We start from the raw sequence: 16093 nt of genomic DNA on the forward strand, positions 1-16093 counted from the left end.
TTACGTTACCTTTTCCGACTGATTGATCCGCGCTTAGTTCATGCAGCGTCGTCCCTGTGCAGTTCAAACAGCAGCAGCGATCTGTTGGTGACCATGAATTGGCTGGCCAGGTCATGTTGTTCTTCATGACTAAGCTCAGGGCGGTGGGTATCGAGCAAACAGATCCAGTGGGTGCCCTGGGGGACTTCGGGCAGATGGAAATTCACCACATCGTCATGCGCGTTGAAGACCATCAGCATGGTCGAGTCATCCCCTTTGCGGCGCATGCCAGTGGGTCGCGCACGTCCATCCAGCAGCATGCCGATGCATTTGGCGTTCGAGTCCTGCCACTGGTCCTCGTGCATCTCCGAACCGTCGGGTGACAGCCAGGTGACGTCCTTGACCTCCAGTTCCTCATCGTAGTCGCCGACCAGAAAGCGGCCGCGGCGCAGGATTGGATAAGCCTTGCGCAACTTGATCACACGCCGGGTGAAGGCGAGCAAACTGCGGCCTTCATCGTCAATATCCCAGTGGATCCAGCCCAGCTCATTGTCCTGGCAGTAGACGTTGTTGTTGCCGTTTTGCGTGCGGCTGAACTCGTCCCCGGCGAGCAGCATCGGGGTGCCTTGGGAGAGCAGCAAGGTGGCCATCAGATTACGCATCTGGCGGGCGCGCAACTCGCGGATCTCCGGGTCGTCTGTAGGGCCTTCACAGCCATGATTATGCGAGTGGTTATTGTCGTTGCCGTCGTTGTTGTCCTCACCATTGGCTTCGTTATGTTTCTGGTCATAACTGACCACGTCGCGCAGGGTGAAGCCGTCGTGGGCGGTGATGAAGTTGATCGAGGCGAAAGGTCTGCGCCCGCGCTCGTTGAAAAAGTCGCCTGATGCGGTGAGGCGGCTGGCCAGTTCGCCGAGCTGGTTTTCCTGGCCCATCCAATAGGCCCGAACCGTATCGCGAAAGCGGTCGTTCCATTCCATCCAGCCGGGTGGAAACCCGCCTACCTGATAGCCACCGGGGCCACAGTCCCAAGGTTCGGCAATCAGTTTTACCTGGCTGAGGATCGGGTCCTGACGGCAGGCGACAAGAAAGCCGTGGCGCTCATCAAAGCCGTGGGCATGCCGAGCCAGGATGGTTGCCAGATCGAAGCGGAAGCCATCGACCTGCATCTCCGTGGCCCAATAGCGCAGGGAATCCGTGACCATCTGCAGCACGCAGGGGTGGCCCATATCCAGCGTGTTACCGGTGCCGGAGTCGTTGATGTAGTAGCGTTTTTCCTCGGGCATCAGCCGGTAATAGGTGGCATTGTCGATGCCGCGCATGGACAGCGTCGGCCCTAGCTCGTTGCCTTCGGCCGTATGGTTGTAAACCACATCCAGCAGCACCTCGAGGCCTGCCTCATGCATTTGCGCGACCATCTCCTTGAATTCGGCGATGCGGCCACTGGCCAGATAGCTGGGATGCGGGGCAAAGAAACCGATGCTGTTGTAACCCCAGTAGTTGTTCAGGCCCTTGTCCAGCAGGTGCTGGTCATTGACGAACGCATGGATTGGCAACAGCTCGACACTGGACACGCCGAGCGATTTGATGTGTTTGATGATCTCGGGGTTCTTCAAACCAGCGAAGGTACCGCGGAACGTTTCCGGCACATCGGGGTGCAGCATGCTGGTGCCGCGCACGTGGGTTTCGTAGATGATGGTATTGTTCCAGGGCACCTGAACCTTGCGCTGCTCGCCCCAGGTAAAGGCTGGATCAATGACCTTGGCCTTGGGCATAAAAGGCGCACTGTCGCGCTCGTCGAAGCTCAGATCGGCATCCGGTGAGCCGATGGTGTAGCCGAACAGGCTTTCGTCCCAGCACAGTTCACCCACCAGTTGCTTGGCGTAGGGGTCTATCAGCAACTTGTTGTGATTGAAACGGTGCCCGGCCTGGGGGTCATACGGACCATAAACGCGGTACCCGTAGATCTGCCCAGGATGGGCATCCGGCAGGTAAACGTGCCATATTTCGTTGGTGTACTCCGGCAGTGCAATACGTTCCAGTTCCACTTCGCCCTTGTGATCAAACAGGCAGAGTTCAACGCGGGTAGCGTGCGCGGAGAACAGCGCAAAGTTGACGCCCAGGCCATCCCAGGTGGCACCGAGCGGGAAGGGTAGCCCCTCCTTGACGCGCGAGCGTTGGGTCGGCTGGAACTGGGCGCGCTCGGGCTGTCGGTGCTTGGTCATCTGGGTTATCTCGCAATTATTGATCGGTGGACTTGCCGGGTTTAGCTGTTTTGGAAGCGCTGGCCGACGGCTTCTTGACCGCCGCCTTGCGTGCGCCGGGGGTGCCTAGAAGCGCCGGTTTTTCTGCCTGGGTTTCGGCTAGGCTAGGGGCCTTGCGGGTGCGCTTGATCTTGCCGGGCGGCGCGGCCGTGTCACCGTGGCTTTCGCTTTCTACCAGTTCACGGGCCAGTGCCCAGTGTTCCTCTGTTTTGCCCTCTGGTCGGCCTTCGTTCTCCCAGATCTGGTAGGCGAGTTCACGGATGCGTTGCTCGTCATGGCTCATGAATTAACTCCTGTGGTGGTGGTCATGAACTGGTGAACAGGGCGACGGGAAAATGCGCCAACAAAGTGCCGACAGCCAGTGTTTCCTGCCCTGGGTGCTGTTGAGTTGGACCTAGCACGCTGGTCCAAGTGCGATCTTTCAGATGACCGGGCATCTGAATGCGGGTATCGCCCCAGCGCTCCACAGCGACTTGCGGAAAAGCTTGGCGTGCGACCAGATCAGAGGCCAGACGCGGCACCAGGACGAGCAGCAGGCGGCCCTGATATTCACGTAAAAAGGCCAGAGCCTGGTGCTTTTGCGCACCCTCCATTTCCAACGGGAGATAACTGCCAGAACTGAATAGCTGTGGATCTGCTTTACGCTGCTGCAAGGTACGCGCGATCAGATATTGTTTGATCCGACCATCGCGCCAATGTATCAACAGCTCACGCTCGGACACAGGCTCGGCTAGAGCGCCTATCCTCGCCGCGTAATCCACGGGCCGGCGGTTGTCTGGATCCACCAGGCTGAAATCCCAGAATTCTGTGCCCTGGTAAATATCTGGAACGCCGGGGCAGCAGAGTTTCAGCAGGCACTGGGCAAGACTGTTGAGTGCGCCGGCCGGAGCAAGCTCGGCAGCGGCTTTCGCCAGGCTGGCGCGCAGAGGAGCGGCATCCGGTTGTTCGAACAGGCCATGCAAATACTGCTGGCAGGCTTCCTCGTAGGCGCTATTGGGTGCGGTCCAGCCACTGTGCAGTTTGGCTTCGCGTAGCGCCTTCTCTTGCCAGCCCTGGAGCCGTTGGGCGTAGTCGTGGCGCTGTGCGCTGTCTCCCAGGTTCAAATCAAGTGGCCAGCTTGCGAGTATCGACTGAAACAGCATCAGCTCGTCCGCAGGGGAGGGTGCCTGTTCCTCGGCTATCTGGCTGCGCAGAGGTGCCGCGAGGTTGCGCCACTGGCGGGTTTTTTCCGCGTACCAGGCGCTGCGCTCACTGACCACCGCCAGCCGCGCACGGGTATCTTCTCCACGCTTGTGGTCATGGGTGGCGGTGGCCAGCAGGGTGTTTGGGCAGGCTATGGCGCGCGCCACATTGAATGCGTGGAAGGCCTCGATCGAGGAGGCAAAGTGTTGTGGATCAAAGCCCACGTCGTTCCGCGACAACAATGCGCCGTACCGATAGAAAGCCGTATCCTCCACCGCTTTGGCCGCGGCCGGCGCGGTGAGCTGGTGAAAGCGAGTTAGCGTGCGTTGGCGTAATGAGCGGTAGGGTCCGGGAGGCAATTGTGCCAGTGGTTCGGCACCCAGCCAGGCGTTGAGCTGTTCCAGCAACGCCGAATCGGCTTCCGGCAGGCTGTTCTTGGCACCCTGCAGCGCTTGCTGGAACACCGCCTCATCTGCCTGACTGCGTCCCGCCGCGGCGGCATAGGTGCGGTAGACCGGAAAGTGCGCGACCAGCTCCAGCAGGCCCCGGCGGATGGCATTCAAGGTAATGTCGCGCGTGGCAAGATCGGCGCGGGAGATTTGCAAAAGATTGTCGGAAACGCTATCGAAATCACTTGCCAGAGAATGAGTCAGCACCAGCCTGCGCGCCTGCTCCACCTCGCGCATAAAGTTTGCCGGGCGGCCGGTCAGCCTGTGCCAGTGGGTCTGCAAGGGATGACCACCCATGGGGTCGTGCTGCAGCAGCGAGACCTGGTTCATGAACTCATAGCCCGTCGTGCCATCGGCGCCCCATTGCGGCTCCAATACTTCACCTGCGCCGAGTATTTTCTCCACGTGAATGGGAAAGGGGATGAGGTCAGGAGCGCATATTTGTTCGACGCGCCGGCGCAGCCTGCGGCAGTAGGCCCGCGGATTGGCCAGGCCGTCGATATGATCAATGCGCAGACCGTCAACTTTGCCATCGCTGATCAGCTGGAACACCTTGGCATGGCTGGCTTCGAACACGTCGCCACGCTCGGCGCGCAGGCTGATCAATTCGTTGATATCGAAAAAGCGCCGCCAATTGATCTCGTCGTTGGCCGTGCGCCAGTTGGCCAGACGGTAGTGTTGGCGCTCAAGCAGGTGATGGAGCCGGTCGTGCCGCTCTCCGACTTCTTGCGGGTCGGGGTTGAGACGCGCCAGCGCGTAGTGAATCAGATCGTCGGTAGTGCCTTCCTGGCAGAGCGCGGCCAGCTCCAGACAGAGTGCTGACGCTTGGCTGAACGGATCAACGGCATCCTCGAGCGCGTCAAAACGGATCCCCAGGTCGTTCAATCGGGCATCCTGGGTATGCTGCAGAATGTTGCCGTAGCTGGGAGGCGTGAGCGGCACACGGTGGTCAAAATAGTGCAGGCAAAATTGTCCTGCTTGTTTGTCCAGCACCACTTTCAAGTCGCCTGCGTCAAGCTCTGCAGCATAGTCGGTGGCAAGGATAGGCAGCAGCACGCGGCCCTTGAGCAACGGATTGGGGCTGTCCCATTGAATATCGAAAAATTCCGCATAGGGGCTGACCCGGCCCCATTCCAATACGCTCCGCCACCAGGGATTGAGGTGAGTGACGGCCATATGGTTGGGTACAATATCCAGTATCAGGCCCATGTTCCGTGCACGTAGACCGCTGACGAGGCGATCAAAAGCGGGCTCCCCACCCAGCTCGGGATCGATCTGGGTGGGGTCTATCACGTCATAACCGTGGGTCGAACCAGGCTTTGCGGTCAGCAGCGGTGAGGCATAGACATGGCTGATTCCCAGATCAGCAAAGTAGTCGAGCAGCAGCAGCGCATCATCCAGAGTGAACTCCGGATGAAACTGCAGCCGTACGGTGGCTCTTAATGGGGTCATGGCTTTGCTTTCTCTACTGTGTCTGCCGGTGTTGACTGCGGACTGTGTGGCGGCGATGCGTCGACTGCCAGCCTGACGTTGTTAAGCCGGGCCAGACGTTCAGCCGTGCGCGCGTCGTTGAGCAGTTGCTCCACTGGTTGGGTCCAGCGTCGGCGCCAGTTGGGATGTTCGTCGCCGGGCCCAGGCAGGTTGGGCTGTTCTGCGCTGGCCAGGGCGTCCTCCAGTGGCAACAGCACCAGCGGCGCCGGAGTTCTGCCGATAAAGCCGATGGCGGCGGTGAGTTGCTGCTCGGGGTTCGTCGTCGGTTGGAGTAGTTCGCCTGCATCCAGCAGCGCCTGAAGCAAAGCGCTCTTGTCGATTTCGCGCTGCTCTCGATCCTGTTGACTTTGCTCCGAATCACGTTGGCCAACCTGTTCTCGCCACTCAATGTCGCGCCCGTTAAACCAGCCCATCAAGCTCGGCAGATCATGGGTGGTGGTGGTCGCCAGCGCCGCATTCGACCATTTTTCCGGGGCGATGAAGTGGCCACCCTCATGTTCGAACTGCAACACGCGCATGCCGAGCAAATGCTTGTCCGTCAGGCTGGCGCGTAGTTCAGGGGCCACCGTGCCCAGATCCTCACCAATGACCAATGCATGATGGCGCCAGGATTCCAGGGCGACCAGGTGCAGAAGGTCATTCAATGGATAATTGAGGTAGGCCCCGGCAGAGGAGGGCGCCCCACGGGGAATCACCCATAAGCGCTGTAAGCCCATGACATGGTCAATACGGATGCCGCCCGCGTGGGCCAGGTTGGCTCGCAGCATATCGATAAAGGCGCTGTAACCCTGGCGCTGTAAGCCATCGGGTGAGAACGCCGAAACGCCCCAGTCCTGGCCCTGCTGGTTGAGGATATCCGGTGGTGCACCCACGCTGACGTCTGCCAGCAACTGGGTTTGCCGGGCCCAGGCAAGACTGCCTGTGCCATCGGCGCCCACTGCCAGGTCGGCGATCACACCGATGTGCATGCCGCTGCTGCGGGCGACTGACTGTACCCGTTCCAGACTGCACGCGGTCAACCACTGGCAGAACGCGTGGAAATCAACCTCGTGCCTATGCTCCTGGGCAAACCGGTCTACAGCCGAGCCATTCGGATCGCGATAAGGCTCGGGCCACTGACGCCAATCGCCGGGGTGTCCGCTCGCGAGCATATGCGCGTGTAACGCTTCGAACCGGCAGTGCTGTTCCAGCGTGTCGCCACTGCGTTGACAGAAATGGCTGAGATCCTTCGTCAGCGGGTTACTGGCTTTGCAGAACTCTTGGTACAGGTGTCGCCATAGCTGTCCGCGCACTTTGGCCACACCAACCCAGTCAATCAGGGGTAGCTGTTCAAGCCGATCCCATTCCTGCCGCAGGCCGATGTCCTCAAGCGCCTGTTGCACCAGGGAGTCACCCAATACTCGGGCGGGCGAGGCATACAGCGGATTCAGCAGCAGCCGGCTTGAGGGTGAATAGGGGCTGTATTGTTCCGGGCGGGCACTGAACATGGCGTGAATCGGACTGATGGCTACCGCATCCGCGCCTTTGCTGGCGGCCTGCCTGACCAGCGTCTCCAGCGCCAGGGTATCGCCCAGGCCGCCATCACCTTGGCGGCGTAGCGAATACAGCTGGGCAGACAACCCCCAGATGTGACTGCGCTGCCCCTCGGTGAGCTGGCTGACGCTTTGGCAGCGCAGCGGCGCCGTGGCCAGGGTCAGTTTGGTCTCTGCGATCATCAGTTGGTGATAGCCGCAGCTAGAGATTGGTGGCAGCCGGCCTTGTTCATCCAGGCGGCCGCTCACATTGCCACCCTGTTCCAGCTCTATTCTAAATGCGCTGCCCGCCGGAAACCGCTCCTGCAAGGAACAGGGATGATCGACCAGCGCCATAACAAGAGGGCCTTCCTTCGCCAGACGCAGCCGCTCGCGTTGTTCAGCCAGGCTAGCGCGAATCTGCTCGTCATTCTGCGCGGGAAGGCCCAGGGCACTCAACACCCCCTGCAATGCCTCAGGCGTCAGTTGTTGCGGTTGGCCGAAGGCGTCATCCCAGCGCAGCGTGATGCCGACGGCCGCGGCCAGTGCCATGAGCGATGTGTCGTTCATGCTTCGGCTTCCACGCTGACAACCACGCTGAGAGGTGGTAAATGATTGGCGGCTCCAGCGACATCCTCGCCGTAAGCGAATATCACCTTGGCAGCTTTGGTCAAAGGTGGTGTTGTCACCGACGTCTCTGACAGGTTCAGGTCGATGCGCAACCGGCTCTGATTACCCAGGGTCCAGGAAGCGGTCACCGCTTTGTCAGCCAGTACATGCGCCGCTTCAGCGCGGCTACCGACAAGGTGTGGAATGATGTATTGATGGCGAATCTGCAGTAGTCGACGATAGTAGTCAGCCCACTCCCGATGCTTGGGAAGTTCCAGGTCAGACCAGTTTGGCTGAGATGCCTGGAAAGTCGCGACAGCATTCGGATCGGGTATGTGGTTGCGGGCAACGGCGTCGGCAAAGGCGGAGAATTCGGAGAACTCGTTACGCCGGCCTTCGCGCACTGCCTGCGCCAGTTCGTCGTGGTAATCGGTGAAAAACTGAAAGGGTTGTTCGCTGCCCCATTCTTCACCCATGAATAACAGCGGAATCATTGGGCTTAACAGCAACAGCGCGGTAGCGGCTTTTAGCGCAGGTTGTTCGGTGAGGTGGATCAAGCGCTCGCCGAGCGCTCGATTGCCCACCTGGTCATGATTCTGCAGGAACAGGACAAACGCCGTGGGAGGCAACTCGCCGCTGGGCTCGCCGCGCGCTACGCCATGCCGGTTGGGCTCGCCCTGATAGACAAAACCTTCCTGCAGACAGCGGGCCAGTTTATGAGTGGTGTCCGTGGCGAAGTCGGCGTAGTAACTTTCGCTTTCACCGGTAAGCAGGGCGTGCAGGGTATTGTGCCCGTCGTCGTTCCATTGGGCGTCGAACCCTTCGGCCAGCAAACTTGCGTCGTTGTGTTCATTTTCCAGCACCAGGTGCACATGGCGCTCGGGCGGTAAAACACTGCGTACCTGGCTGGCGAGTTCCACCAGGAAGCTCTGTTCGCTGATCGCGTGTGCGGCGTCCAGACGCAGACCGTCGACGCGGTAGTCCTGCAACCACATCAAGGCATTTTCACAGAAGAACGAGCGAACCGCTTGCCGACGAAAATCGATAGCCGGACCCCAGGGAGTTACAATATCCGTGCGAAAAAAATCCGCGGCGTACTCGCCAAGATAGTTGCCTTCCGGCCCGAAGTGGTTGTACACCACATCGACAAACACCATCAGCCCCAGCGCGTGGGCCTGGTCTATAAGTTCACGCAGTTGCTCGGGGGTGCCGTAGGAGGACTGGGGCGCAAAGGGTAATACACCGTCATAGCCCCAGTTGCGCTGCCCGGGCACTTCATTCAAAGGCATGAGCTCAATCGCGGTAACACCCATCTCGGCTAGTCGCGACAATTGCGCTTGAATGCCGCTGTAGCCGCCCATGACGCCGGGGTGAACTTCGTAGAGCACCGTTTCATGCCAAGGGCGCCCTAGCCAGTTGCTGACCTGCCAGCTATAAGAATGCGGGTCGATCACACAACTGGGCCCCGCGGCGCCCTCGGGCTGCCAGCGCGATGCCGGGTCAGGCACCTCCAGCTGGTGATCTATGCGGAAACGGTAGCGGCAACCAATAGCCTCTGGCACCCGTGCGGTAAACCAGCCGTCCTGCTCAGCGGTCATGACCAGTTCTGGCCTGTCCGCTATAGCCCTGTCTGCCATAACAAGGGTGACGTTCCGAGCATTCGGCGCCCAGAGAGAAAAGTGGGTGCTACCATCAGCCTGTACTTGAGCGCCATGTTGTGGGGTCACCGTGACCGTCTGCCTCACAGTGACTGCGTCCTCTGATCCCTACCGGGCCGAGCGAGGCTGGCGAACAACGATTGTTCCGCCAGACTGTGATACAGCTGAGCGTAGGGTTTGGCGGCCTGCAGCCAGTATTGGGGCGCCTGCATGGCCTTGCAACGCATGGCCTCAAGTAACGGTGGCAGCAGGTAGGTATTCAGCGCCCGCTCGATAGCCCCGGCAAAGCTGTCAGCGGTCATCTCATCGAACAGGAAACCCGTCTGGTCATCTTCAATGGTGTCGGCCAGCCCACCGGTACGATGGGCTATAGGCAGCGAACCGAAGCACTGCGCATAGCTCTGACTCAGCCCACAGGGTTCATAACGCGACGGCATCAACAGAAAATCACTGCCAGCAAACATGCGCCGGGCATCGGCTTCATTGAAACCGCGATGAAAGCCGACATGCTCCGGGAATCGCTGCGCAAGCTGGGCAATCATCTGCTCCAGTTCCGGCTGACCCTGCCCGAGTACTACCAGCCGGCCGCCACCGGCGATAATCTGTTCAATAACGCCGGGCAGCAGGTCCAGCCCTTTTTGCTCAACCAGGCGGGAAACAATCGCAAACAGCGGACCCTCCGAGGGTTGCAAGCCGAATAACTGCTCGACATACCGTGTATTGGCATGCCGTGCCTCCCACTCGCCGGCACTGAAGTTCTGGATCAAATGGGAATCGGTTTGCGGATCCCAGCATTTGTCGATGCCGTTTACAAAGCCGCTGAGTTGCTGATTCTCCGCTCTCTGGCTGAGTAAGCCATGCAACCCACAACCCATTTCGGGTGCGGTGATTTCCTCAGCGTAGGTCTTGCTGACGGTTGTTATGTGGTCGGCGTAGGTGAGGCCTGCCTTGAGAAACGACAGCTTCCCGTAAAACTCCACCCCGTCGAGATTCAGCGCCTCGGGTGGCAGACCCAACTCTACCGCACAGTGCATCTCACACAGACCCTGGTAAGCCAGGTTATGGACGGTAAACACGGTAGGCGTATGTTGGCCACGCCAGGTCATGTAGGCCGGGGTGAGAGCTGCAGGCCAGTCATGCGCATGCACCAGATCCGGCTGCCAACTGGGGCAGACCTCGCCAGATGCCAGGGCGGCAGCGGCAAGACCAAAGCGCGCGAAACGTATGTGATTATCCGGCCAGTCGCGGCCATTGCTATCGCCATAGGGCGTCCCGGGACGGTCATAGAGCTCCGGGCAGATGACCACATACAGGGTCAAACCATCCTCAAGCGTCATCCTTCCGATCTGGCAAGGCGGCAGGGCGGCATAGCCCGGCAAATCAGCGATGATCTGGATAGGATAGCCGCTGTTGATTACCTGCGGATAGCCAGGGACCATGACTCTGACCCAGTGATACCGCGACAAAGCACGGGGTAAAGCGGCAGAAACATCGCCCAAGCCGCCGACCTTGACCAGGTCTGCCAGTTCGGACGTCACAAACAGGACTTTCTTGCGATGGATGGGCAGGATATCAGCCGGTTCCTGAATCAGGGTAGGCTCGATCGGTGCGCCGCGAGTGTTGCTTTCGATTGTCTCCTTAGTCAGAGCCTTACCCATGCTGCCATCCTCCGCGCAGTTATTGAAACTGCAAAAATTGATCAATGCTGCGTCAATGACGCAGCTGCAAGATGCTTTTCTAGTCAAAAGGCGGGTTCGGGAGAAACAGCTTGAAACAACGCCCCTACATGGAAAATGACCGGGCTATTTTTCAAAAGTTTCGACTTTTTTGGCGGGTTCAGTGGAAAAAAATAGCTTGAACTTTTACTGACCCAATCAGGGTGTTTTCACGGCTTGGACGGTCGGCAACACCTGGCTCAGAATCCAGGGGGGTGGCGGTCCTTGAGATAGGGCAGTAACAGATTGAAAGCCTTGCTAAAAAACACCTCCAGGCGACTATCCATAACCATTTCGTTAATCGCAGCAGGTAAGGTTTCCTCGTGGCGAGTAGACTGATCGGCCGCGAAATACTGCTCATGTATCACTCGCTGCTTATTTTCCTCAGCCAATACCTGATAAGTGCTGGCTTTCGCATCACCCTGCCGCCGCACGCTCAAAGTAAGGCGGCTGAGTGAGGGGTCAATCCGTTCGAAATGCGCACTGGCCTCAAGGTTCTGGCTTTCAGCATAGCGGCACGCGCGGTTGAACCCGGGTAGTCCACAGCTTTCAAGGCGCTGCGCCAAGGTTTCATTGTGAACGTCCTGCTGGCTGTTATTGGGCAGATGATCATTCATGGCTTTCTCCTGACTTAGCCTGTGACGGTGATAACGGCGTAGATGCTCAGCTGCTTAGAGGGCAAGGACCGCTGTTAAGTGCCATGAATCTGTATGCCGGGCTCGCCTGATTAGTTGGAGAGTGCGCTGCGGTGGGGCGCAATTCTCATTTGCGTGGTCTTTGCTATGGTGCCGGTAGCCTGTGGCAAAAACCCCTGATAAGCTCGGGGTTTTATTTCGCCCATTCGGGGCTCATCGATTGAGGTAAGCATGAAGCGTAATTTACTGGCAGCCAGCGTTGCACTCAGTATTCTCACCCTGGCAGGTTGTGGGGAAAAAGAGCCGGAGCTTTCCAGCTCTATCCAGCAGGCCTCCTACGGTATTGGTCTGAACATGGGCGAAAGTCTGCTTAACGATGGTCTGGATGATATTGATCCGGATGCGCTGGCGCTGGGTATGCAAGATGCATTGGGCGGGACTGAGCCGCGTTTGAGTGAAGAAGAACTGACCGCAGCATTTACCGAGCTGCAGACGCGCGCTGAAGAGCGCAGCACCGAGCTGGCTGAAGAGGCGTTGTCGGCCAATGAAGACTTTCTGGCAGAGAATGCCAAGCGCGAAGGCGTAACCACCACCGCCTCAGGCTTGCAGTATGAAGTGATCACCGAAGGTGAGGGCGAAGAGCAGCCCGCAGAGAGCGATGTAGTAACAGTGCATTATGAAGGCAAGCTGGTAGACGGAACTGTATTTGATAGCTCCATCAGCCGCGGCGAGCCAGTGGAACTGCCAGTTAATGGCGTCATTCCTGGCTGGGTTGAGACCCTGCAGTTGATGAATGTGGGCGACAAGTGGAAGGTCACCATTCCGAGCGAACTGGCCTATGGCGCGCGTAGCCCGAGCCCGGTGATTCCGCCGAATTCAGTGCTGGTGTTCGAGCTGGAACTGCTTGGCATTCAAGGCGAAGAATAAGCCTTGCTGACGTAGCGCGAAAGTAACACTGCCTGAGGCTCGAAACAGAGCGTTCGAACCTCAGGGTGTTACTGTTATGCACATTCTGAAGTAACACTCAATAATCTTTTTCCGCTTTATCGGTGTTTTCTTCTAAGTAATTAAGTAGTTGATTTTAAACGTTTTTATAGTTGGTTAAAAAACATTCATTTTCACTGCTACCGCATTCTTCAAGGCTCCTGGCCTTTTCCCCATACGTTGTGCACAGACTTATCCACAGATGTTGTGGGTAACTGATAAACCTGCCCTGCAGCCCCGTAAATACGTTTGCGCAGGCAATTGCTCGGCTGGAATTACGCTGTGGGAGAGGTGATCAGCGTCGGCATCGATGCTTCGGCATGCAGTCAGGATGCGACTGGCTAAGTCAATAGATAAAAGAGTCGGGGGGAAGAACTACTGCGGATAGGCTGGGTAACGCTGCCCCAAACCCGACGGCCAAAACAACCGAACGGGTTTGGATGGAGAGATATTTAGCTGGCGTCGGCTACTTGATGTTGCAGCTCCAGCAGGTCGATGAGAATCTGCCCGGTTTCAGCCAGGAAAGGATCCTCTTCGGCGTCATCTTCGTCGGCAACAGCCGGGTTCAGCTCAAGTAACGGATCGGTTTCTTCCAGTTCCTTAAGCGGCTCTTCACCCCGAGCCACCCGACGCTGGTTTTCCAGCTTCAGCAGGGTCGCGTCGAAGGCATCCTGTTGCTCACGGCGCACGGCTTCGTTCAGCGGCAGGTACTCGCGATCCTTGATCCCACGGTCCAGCTCAACCCTGGCGAGCGTGTAGGTAAACTCCGGGTCGTTGGCCGCCCGTAGTTGGTGGCGCTCGTTAAGACGTTTGACGAAGGGGCTGACCTGATTGCCAATAGCGTAGTCAGCCGGCTCTATGGTGTCCCAGGGTAGCGCGCGGGGCAGATAGCTTTCGCCGATCTCGGTGGTATCGAGCAGCGAGGGGTAGGTGATATCTGGCACTACACCGCGATTCTGCGTGCTTTGCCCGGATACGCGGTAGAACTTGGCCAGTGTCAGTTTCAACTCGCCATGGTTCAGTGGTTGAATGGACTGTACGGTGCCTTTGCCGAAGGTGGGTTCGCCCACCACCAGCGCGCGACCGTAATCCTGCATGGCCCCGGCAAAAATTTCCGAGGCCGAGGCAGACAGGCGGTTGACCAGCACAGCCATGGGGCCCTTGTAGGAAATGCCCGCGTCGGGATCATCCAGCACCTGTACCTGCCCATCGGTGTCGCGTACCTGCACCGTGGGGCCGCGATCAATAAACAGGCCGGTCAGTTCGGTAGCTTCCTGCAGCGAGCCGCCGCCATTGTTACGCAGGTCCAGTACCAGGCCATCAACGTTCTCGGCTTCCATTTCTTCAAGCAGGCGCCGCACGTCCCGCGTGGTGCTGCGGTACTCGGGATCACCCCGGCGCTGCGCTTTGAAATCGATGTAAAAACCGGGGACTTCGATCACGCCGATGCGCTGTTCGTTTTCACCGCTGCCATACTTGATGATGGACGAGGCTGCGGCCTGGTCTTCTAGCTTGACGGCTTCACGCACCAGTACCACTTCACGGCTACTCAAGTCGGTAGGTGGGTTACTGGCCGGAATCACTTCCAGGCGGACGTTAGAGCCTTTGGGGCCGCGGATCAGTTTGACGACTTCGTCAAGACGCCAGCCAACGACGTCGACCATTTCCTTTTCTTCCTGGCCAACGGCAATGATCCGATCAGCAGGCGCCAGTTTCTGGCTTTTTGCAGCGGGGCCGGCGGGTACCAGACGGACGATTTTGGTGAATTCTTCATCGGCCTGGAGCACGGCGCCAATACCTTCGAGCGACAGGCTCATGTTGATGTCGAAGTTCTCCGCATTCTCAGGAGACATGTACTGAGTGTGCGGATCATAGACCTGGGCAAAGGCGTTAATGTAGTTCTGGAATACATCCTCGCTGCGAGTTTGGGTCAGGCGCAGGGTCTGGCCCTTGTAGCGCTTGCTCAACAGCTCCTGGATGGCGTCCATATCCCGACCCGCCAATTTCAGTCGTAGTACCTCATCCTTGATCTGATGCCGCCATAACTGCAGCAGATCAATATCAGTCGCAACCCATTCAGCCTTTTCACGGTCGGCCAGAATCTGTTGGTCAGAGCTGAAGTCCAGGCTTTGCAGGTCTTCATCCAGCAGGCTGTTGGCAAATTCCAGGCGCTGGCTCAAACGCTCTATCTGACGCTTATGCATCGCAAAGCCAATGGTCAGATCGCCGGCGAGCAGGAGATCATCCAGACGATAACGGTACTCTTCAAAGGCTTGAATATCCTCTGCAGTAAACAAGCTGCGCTGGGGATCCAATTGACGCATATAACCGTCGAAAATGTCGCTCGACAAAGCGTCGTCGAGGCGAATACGGTTGTAGTGATGGCGGCGTAGAAGCTCAACCGTATTCAGGCTGGCTACCATCTGATCACGCGTGGGCTGGATGCTGTCCAGGTCGAGGTTGGCCGGCTGTTCTTCTGCCACGGCATGAGTGCCGATTGCGAAGAATGCAACTAGGCAGGTGGTACGCAGGCTGTTGAAGCGTTTCATCAAGAGAGAGTATCCAGAATTAGATGGAATTCGTGCTTGCCAGTTTAGGCGCAATAAAGGAGGCTGAGTTCCCGTTTTGATTAACACATATTTCACTATGGAGGCACCGTGAGAGGATTGCAAGCCGAGGGCGGCTCCCTGGAATGGCGTGAACAGCCCGCTGTAGAGCTGCAGGATGGGCAGGTACGAGTGGCTATAAAGGCTGCCGGACTGAATCGTGCTGATTTGTTACAGAAGGCGGGGATGTATCCTCCGCCTGCTGGGGTAACGCCGGTACTGGGATTGGAGTGCGCTGGCACCGTTCTGGAGGTCAAGGGCAACAGTCGCTGGTCTCCGGGTGATCGGGTCTGTGGCCTGTTGGCCGGCGGCGGCATGGCGGAGGAGGTGGTCGTCGATGGCCGGCACCTGTTGCCGGTCCCTGCGGAGTTGAGCTGGGCCGAGGCCGCTGCTCTGCCGGAGGTGTTTGCCACCGCCTGGTTGAACGTGTTCGAGCTGGGCGCCGCGCAGCCGGGTGAGAAGGTGCTTATTCATGCTGGCGCCAGCGGGGTAGGTACCGCGGCGATCCAGATATGTAAAGCGCTGGGCAATCCATGCTGGGTAACGCTGGGCAGTGAAGACAAGCTGCAGGCCTGTATCGCCTTGGGCGCTACCGGCGGGGCTTTGCGCCAGAACGGCATCATGGCCTTGCAGTCTGAAGGTCCGTTCAATGTGGTGCTGGACCCGGTCGGCGGCACTTACGCAGAGCACCATCTAGACCTGATTGCCTTGGATGGTCGTTGGGTGGTTATTGGTTTGATGGGTGGCCGTGAGGCGAAGCTGGATCTGGGCAAGATGCTGGTCAAGCGCATTCAACTGACTGGCTCGACCCTGCGCACCCGCAGCGACAACTACAAGGCGGACCTGCTGGCGCGGATGGAAGAGCGCCTGTGGCCGCTTTTTGCCAAGGGTGAGCTAAAGCCGATGGTAGCCAAAACGTTCAGTTTTGAGCAGGCGGATGCCGCTTTTGCTGAACTGGCTGAGGACAAGATCGTCGGTAAGGTGATTCTGGTCAAAGAGTGACTAGTACC

General features: G+C 58.4%; 10 protein-coding genes. 2 read left to right on the forward strand and 8 right to left on the reverse strand.

The annotated features are described in order from the left end of the window. Positions 1-38 precede the first annotated feature (38 nt). The 7 genes from glgX to DT594_RS00930 all read right to left on the reverse strand — a co-directional run bounded on the left by glgX (position 39) and on the right by DT594_RS00930 (position 11475). A complete protein-coding gene (glgX, locus tag DT594_RS00900; protein WP_149330957.1) occupies positions 39-2204 on the reverse strand; it encodes a glycogen debranching protein GlgX in 2166 nt (721 codons plus the stop codon). A gap of 16 nt (positions 2205-2220) precedes the next feature. Beyond that, positions 2221-2526 (reverse strand): DUF2934 domain-containing protein, encoded by a 306-nt coding sequence (locus tag DT594_RS00905; protein WP_149330958.1) that lies wholly within the window; start codon positions 2524-2526, stop codon positions 2221-2223. A gap of 22 nt (positions 2527-2548) precedes the next feature. Continuing rightward, positions 2549-5326 carry a malto-oligosyltrehalose synthase gene (gene treY, locus DT594_RS00910; RefSeq protein WP_149330959.1) on the reverse strand — a complete coding sequence of 926 codons (2778 nt, stop codon included), beginning with the start codon at positions 5324-5326 and terminating at the stop codon, positions 2549-2551. Continuing rightward, complete coding sequence (malQ, locus tag DT594_RS00915) at positions 5323-7446, reverse strand: 4-alpha-glucanotransferase (RefSeq protein ID WP_149330960.1); 2124 nt, start codon at positions 7444-7446, stop codon at positions 5323-5325. Before malQ ends, treY begins: the two co-directional genes overlap by 4 nt. Beyond that, positions 7443-9230, reverse strand: coding sequence for a malto-oligosyltrehalose trehalohydrolase (gene treZ, locus DT594_RS00920; protein WP_425460499.1), 1788 nt, complete (start codon positions 9228-9230; stop codon positions 7443-7445). Before treZ ends, malQ begins: the two co-directional genes overlap by 4 nt. Next, positions 9227-10801 (reverse strand): glycogen synthase GlgA, encoded by a 1575-nt coding sequence (gene glgA, locus DT594_RS00925; protein ID WP_149330961.1) that lies wholly within the window; start codon positions 10799-10801, stop codon positions 9227-9229. Before glgA ends, treZ begins: the two co-directional genes overlap by 4 nt. Positions 10802-11058: 257 nt before the next feature. Next, the gene (locus DT594_RS00930; protein WP_149330962.1) at positions 11059-11475 is read right to left on the reverse strand and encodes a hypothetical protein; all 417 of its coding nucleotides are present in this window, start codon (positions 11473-11475) and stop codon (positions 11059-11061) included. A gap of 249 nt (positions 11476-11724) precedes the next feature. Here DT594_RS00930 and bamJ point away from each other — a divergent pair, with 249 nt between their 5' ends. Beyond that, the gene (bamJ, locus tag DT594_RS00935; RefSeq protein WP_149330963.1) at positions 11725-12420 is read left to right on the forward strand and encodes a BamJ family beta-barrel-assembly machinery protein; all 696 of its coding nucleotides are present in this window, start codon (positions 11725-11727) and stop codon (positions 12418-12420) included. A gap of 509 nt (positions 12421-12929) precedes the next feature. Here the strand turns inward: bamJ and DT594_RS00940 are convergent. Next, complete coding sequence (locus DT594_RS00940) at positions 12930-15026, reverse strand: carboxy terminal-processing peptidase (protein WP_149330964.1); 2097 nt, start codon at positions 15024-15026, stop codon at positions 12930-12932. Positions 15027-15134: 108 nt separating this feature from the next. Here DT594_RS00940 and DT594_RS00945 point away from each other — a divergent pair, with 108 nt between their 5' ends. Further along, complete coding sequence (locus DT594_RS00945) at positions 15135-16085, forward strand: NAD(P)H-quinone oxidoreductase (RefSeq protein WP_149330965.1); 951 nt, start codon at positions 15135-15137, stop codon at positions 16083-16085. The last annotated feature ends 8 nt before the right edge of the window (positions 16086-16093 follow it).

The sequence above is a fragment of the Halopseudomonas laoshanensis genome, from assembly GCF_008365385.1.
Classification (GTDB): domain Bacteria; phylum Pseudomonadota; class Gammaproteobacteria; order Pseudomonadales; family Pseudomonadaceae; genus Halopseudomonas; species Halopseudomonas laoshanensis.

Coding starts and splice junctions, on each gene's coding strand:
- glgA (WP_149330961.1), bottom strand. CDS start 10,801: ATGGGTAAGGCTCTGACTAAGGAGACAATCGAAAGCAACACTCGCGGC.
- treY (WP_149330959.1), bottom strand. CDS start 5,326: ATGACCCCATTAAGAGCCACCGTACGGCTGCAGTTTCATCCGGAGTTC.
- bamJ (WP_149330963.1), top strand. CDS start 11,725: ATGAAGCGTAATTTACTGGCAGCCAGCGTTGCACTCAGTATTCTCACC.
- glgX (WP_149330957.1), bottom strand. CDS start 2,204: ATGACCAAGCACCGACAGCCCGAGCGCGCCCAGTTCCAGCCGACCCAA.
- DT594_RS00905 (WP_149330958.1), bottom strand. CDS start 2,526: ATGAGCCATGACGAGCAACGCATCCGTGAACTCGCCTACCAGATCTGG.
- DT594_RS00940 (WP_149330964.1), bottom strand. CDS start 15,026: ATGAAACGCTTCAACAGCCTGCGTACCACCTGCCTAGTTGCATTCTTC.
- malQ (WP_149330960.1), bottom strand. CDS start 7,446: ATGAACGACACATCGCTCATGGCACTGGCCGCGGCCGTCGGCATCACG.
- DT594_RS00930 (WP_149330962.1), bottom strand. CDS start 11,475: ATGAATGATCATCTGCCCAATAACAGCCAGCAGGACGTTCACAATGAA.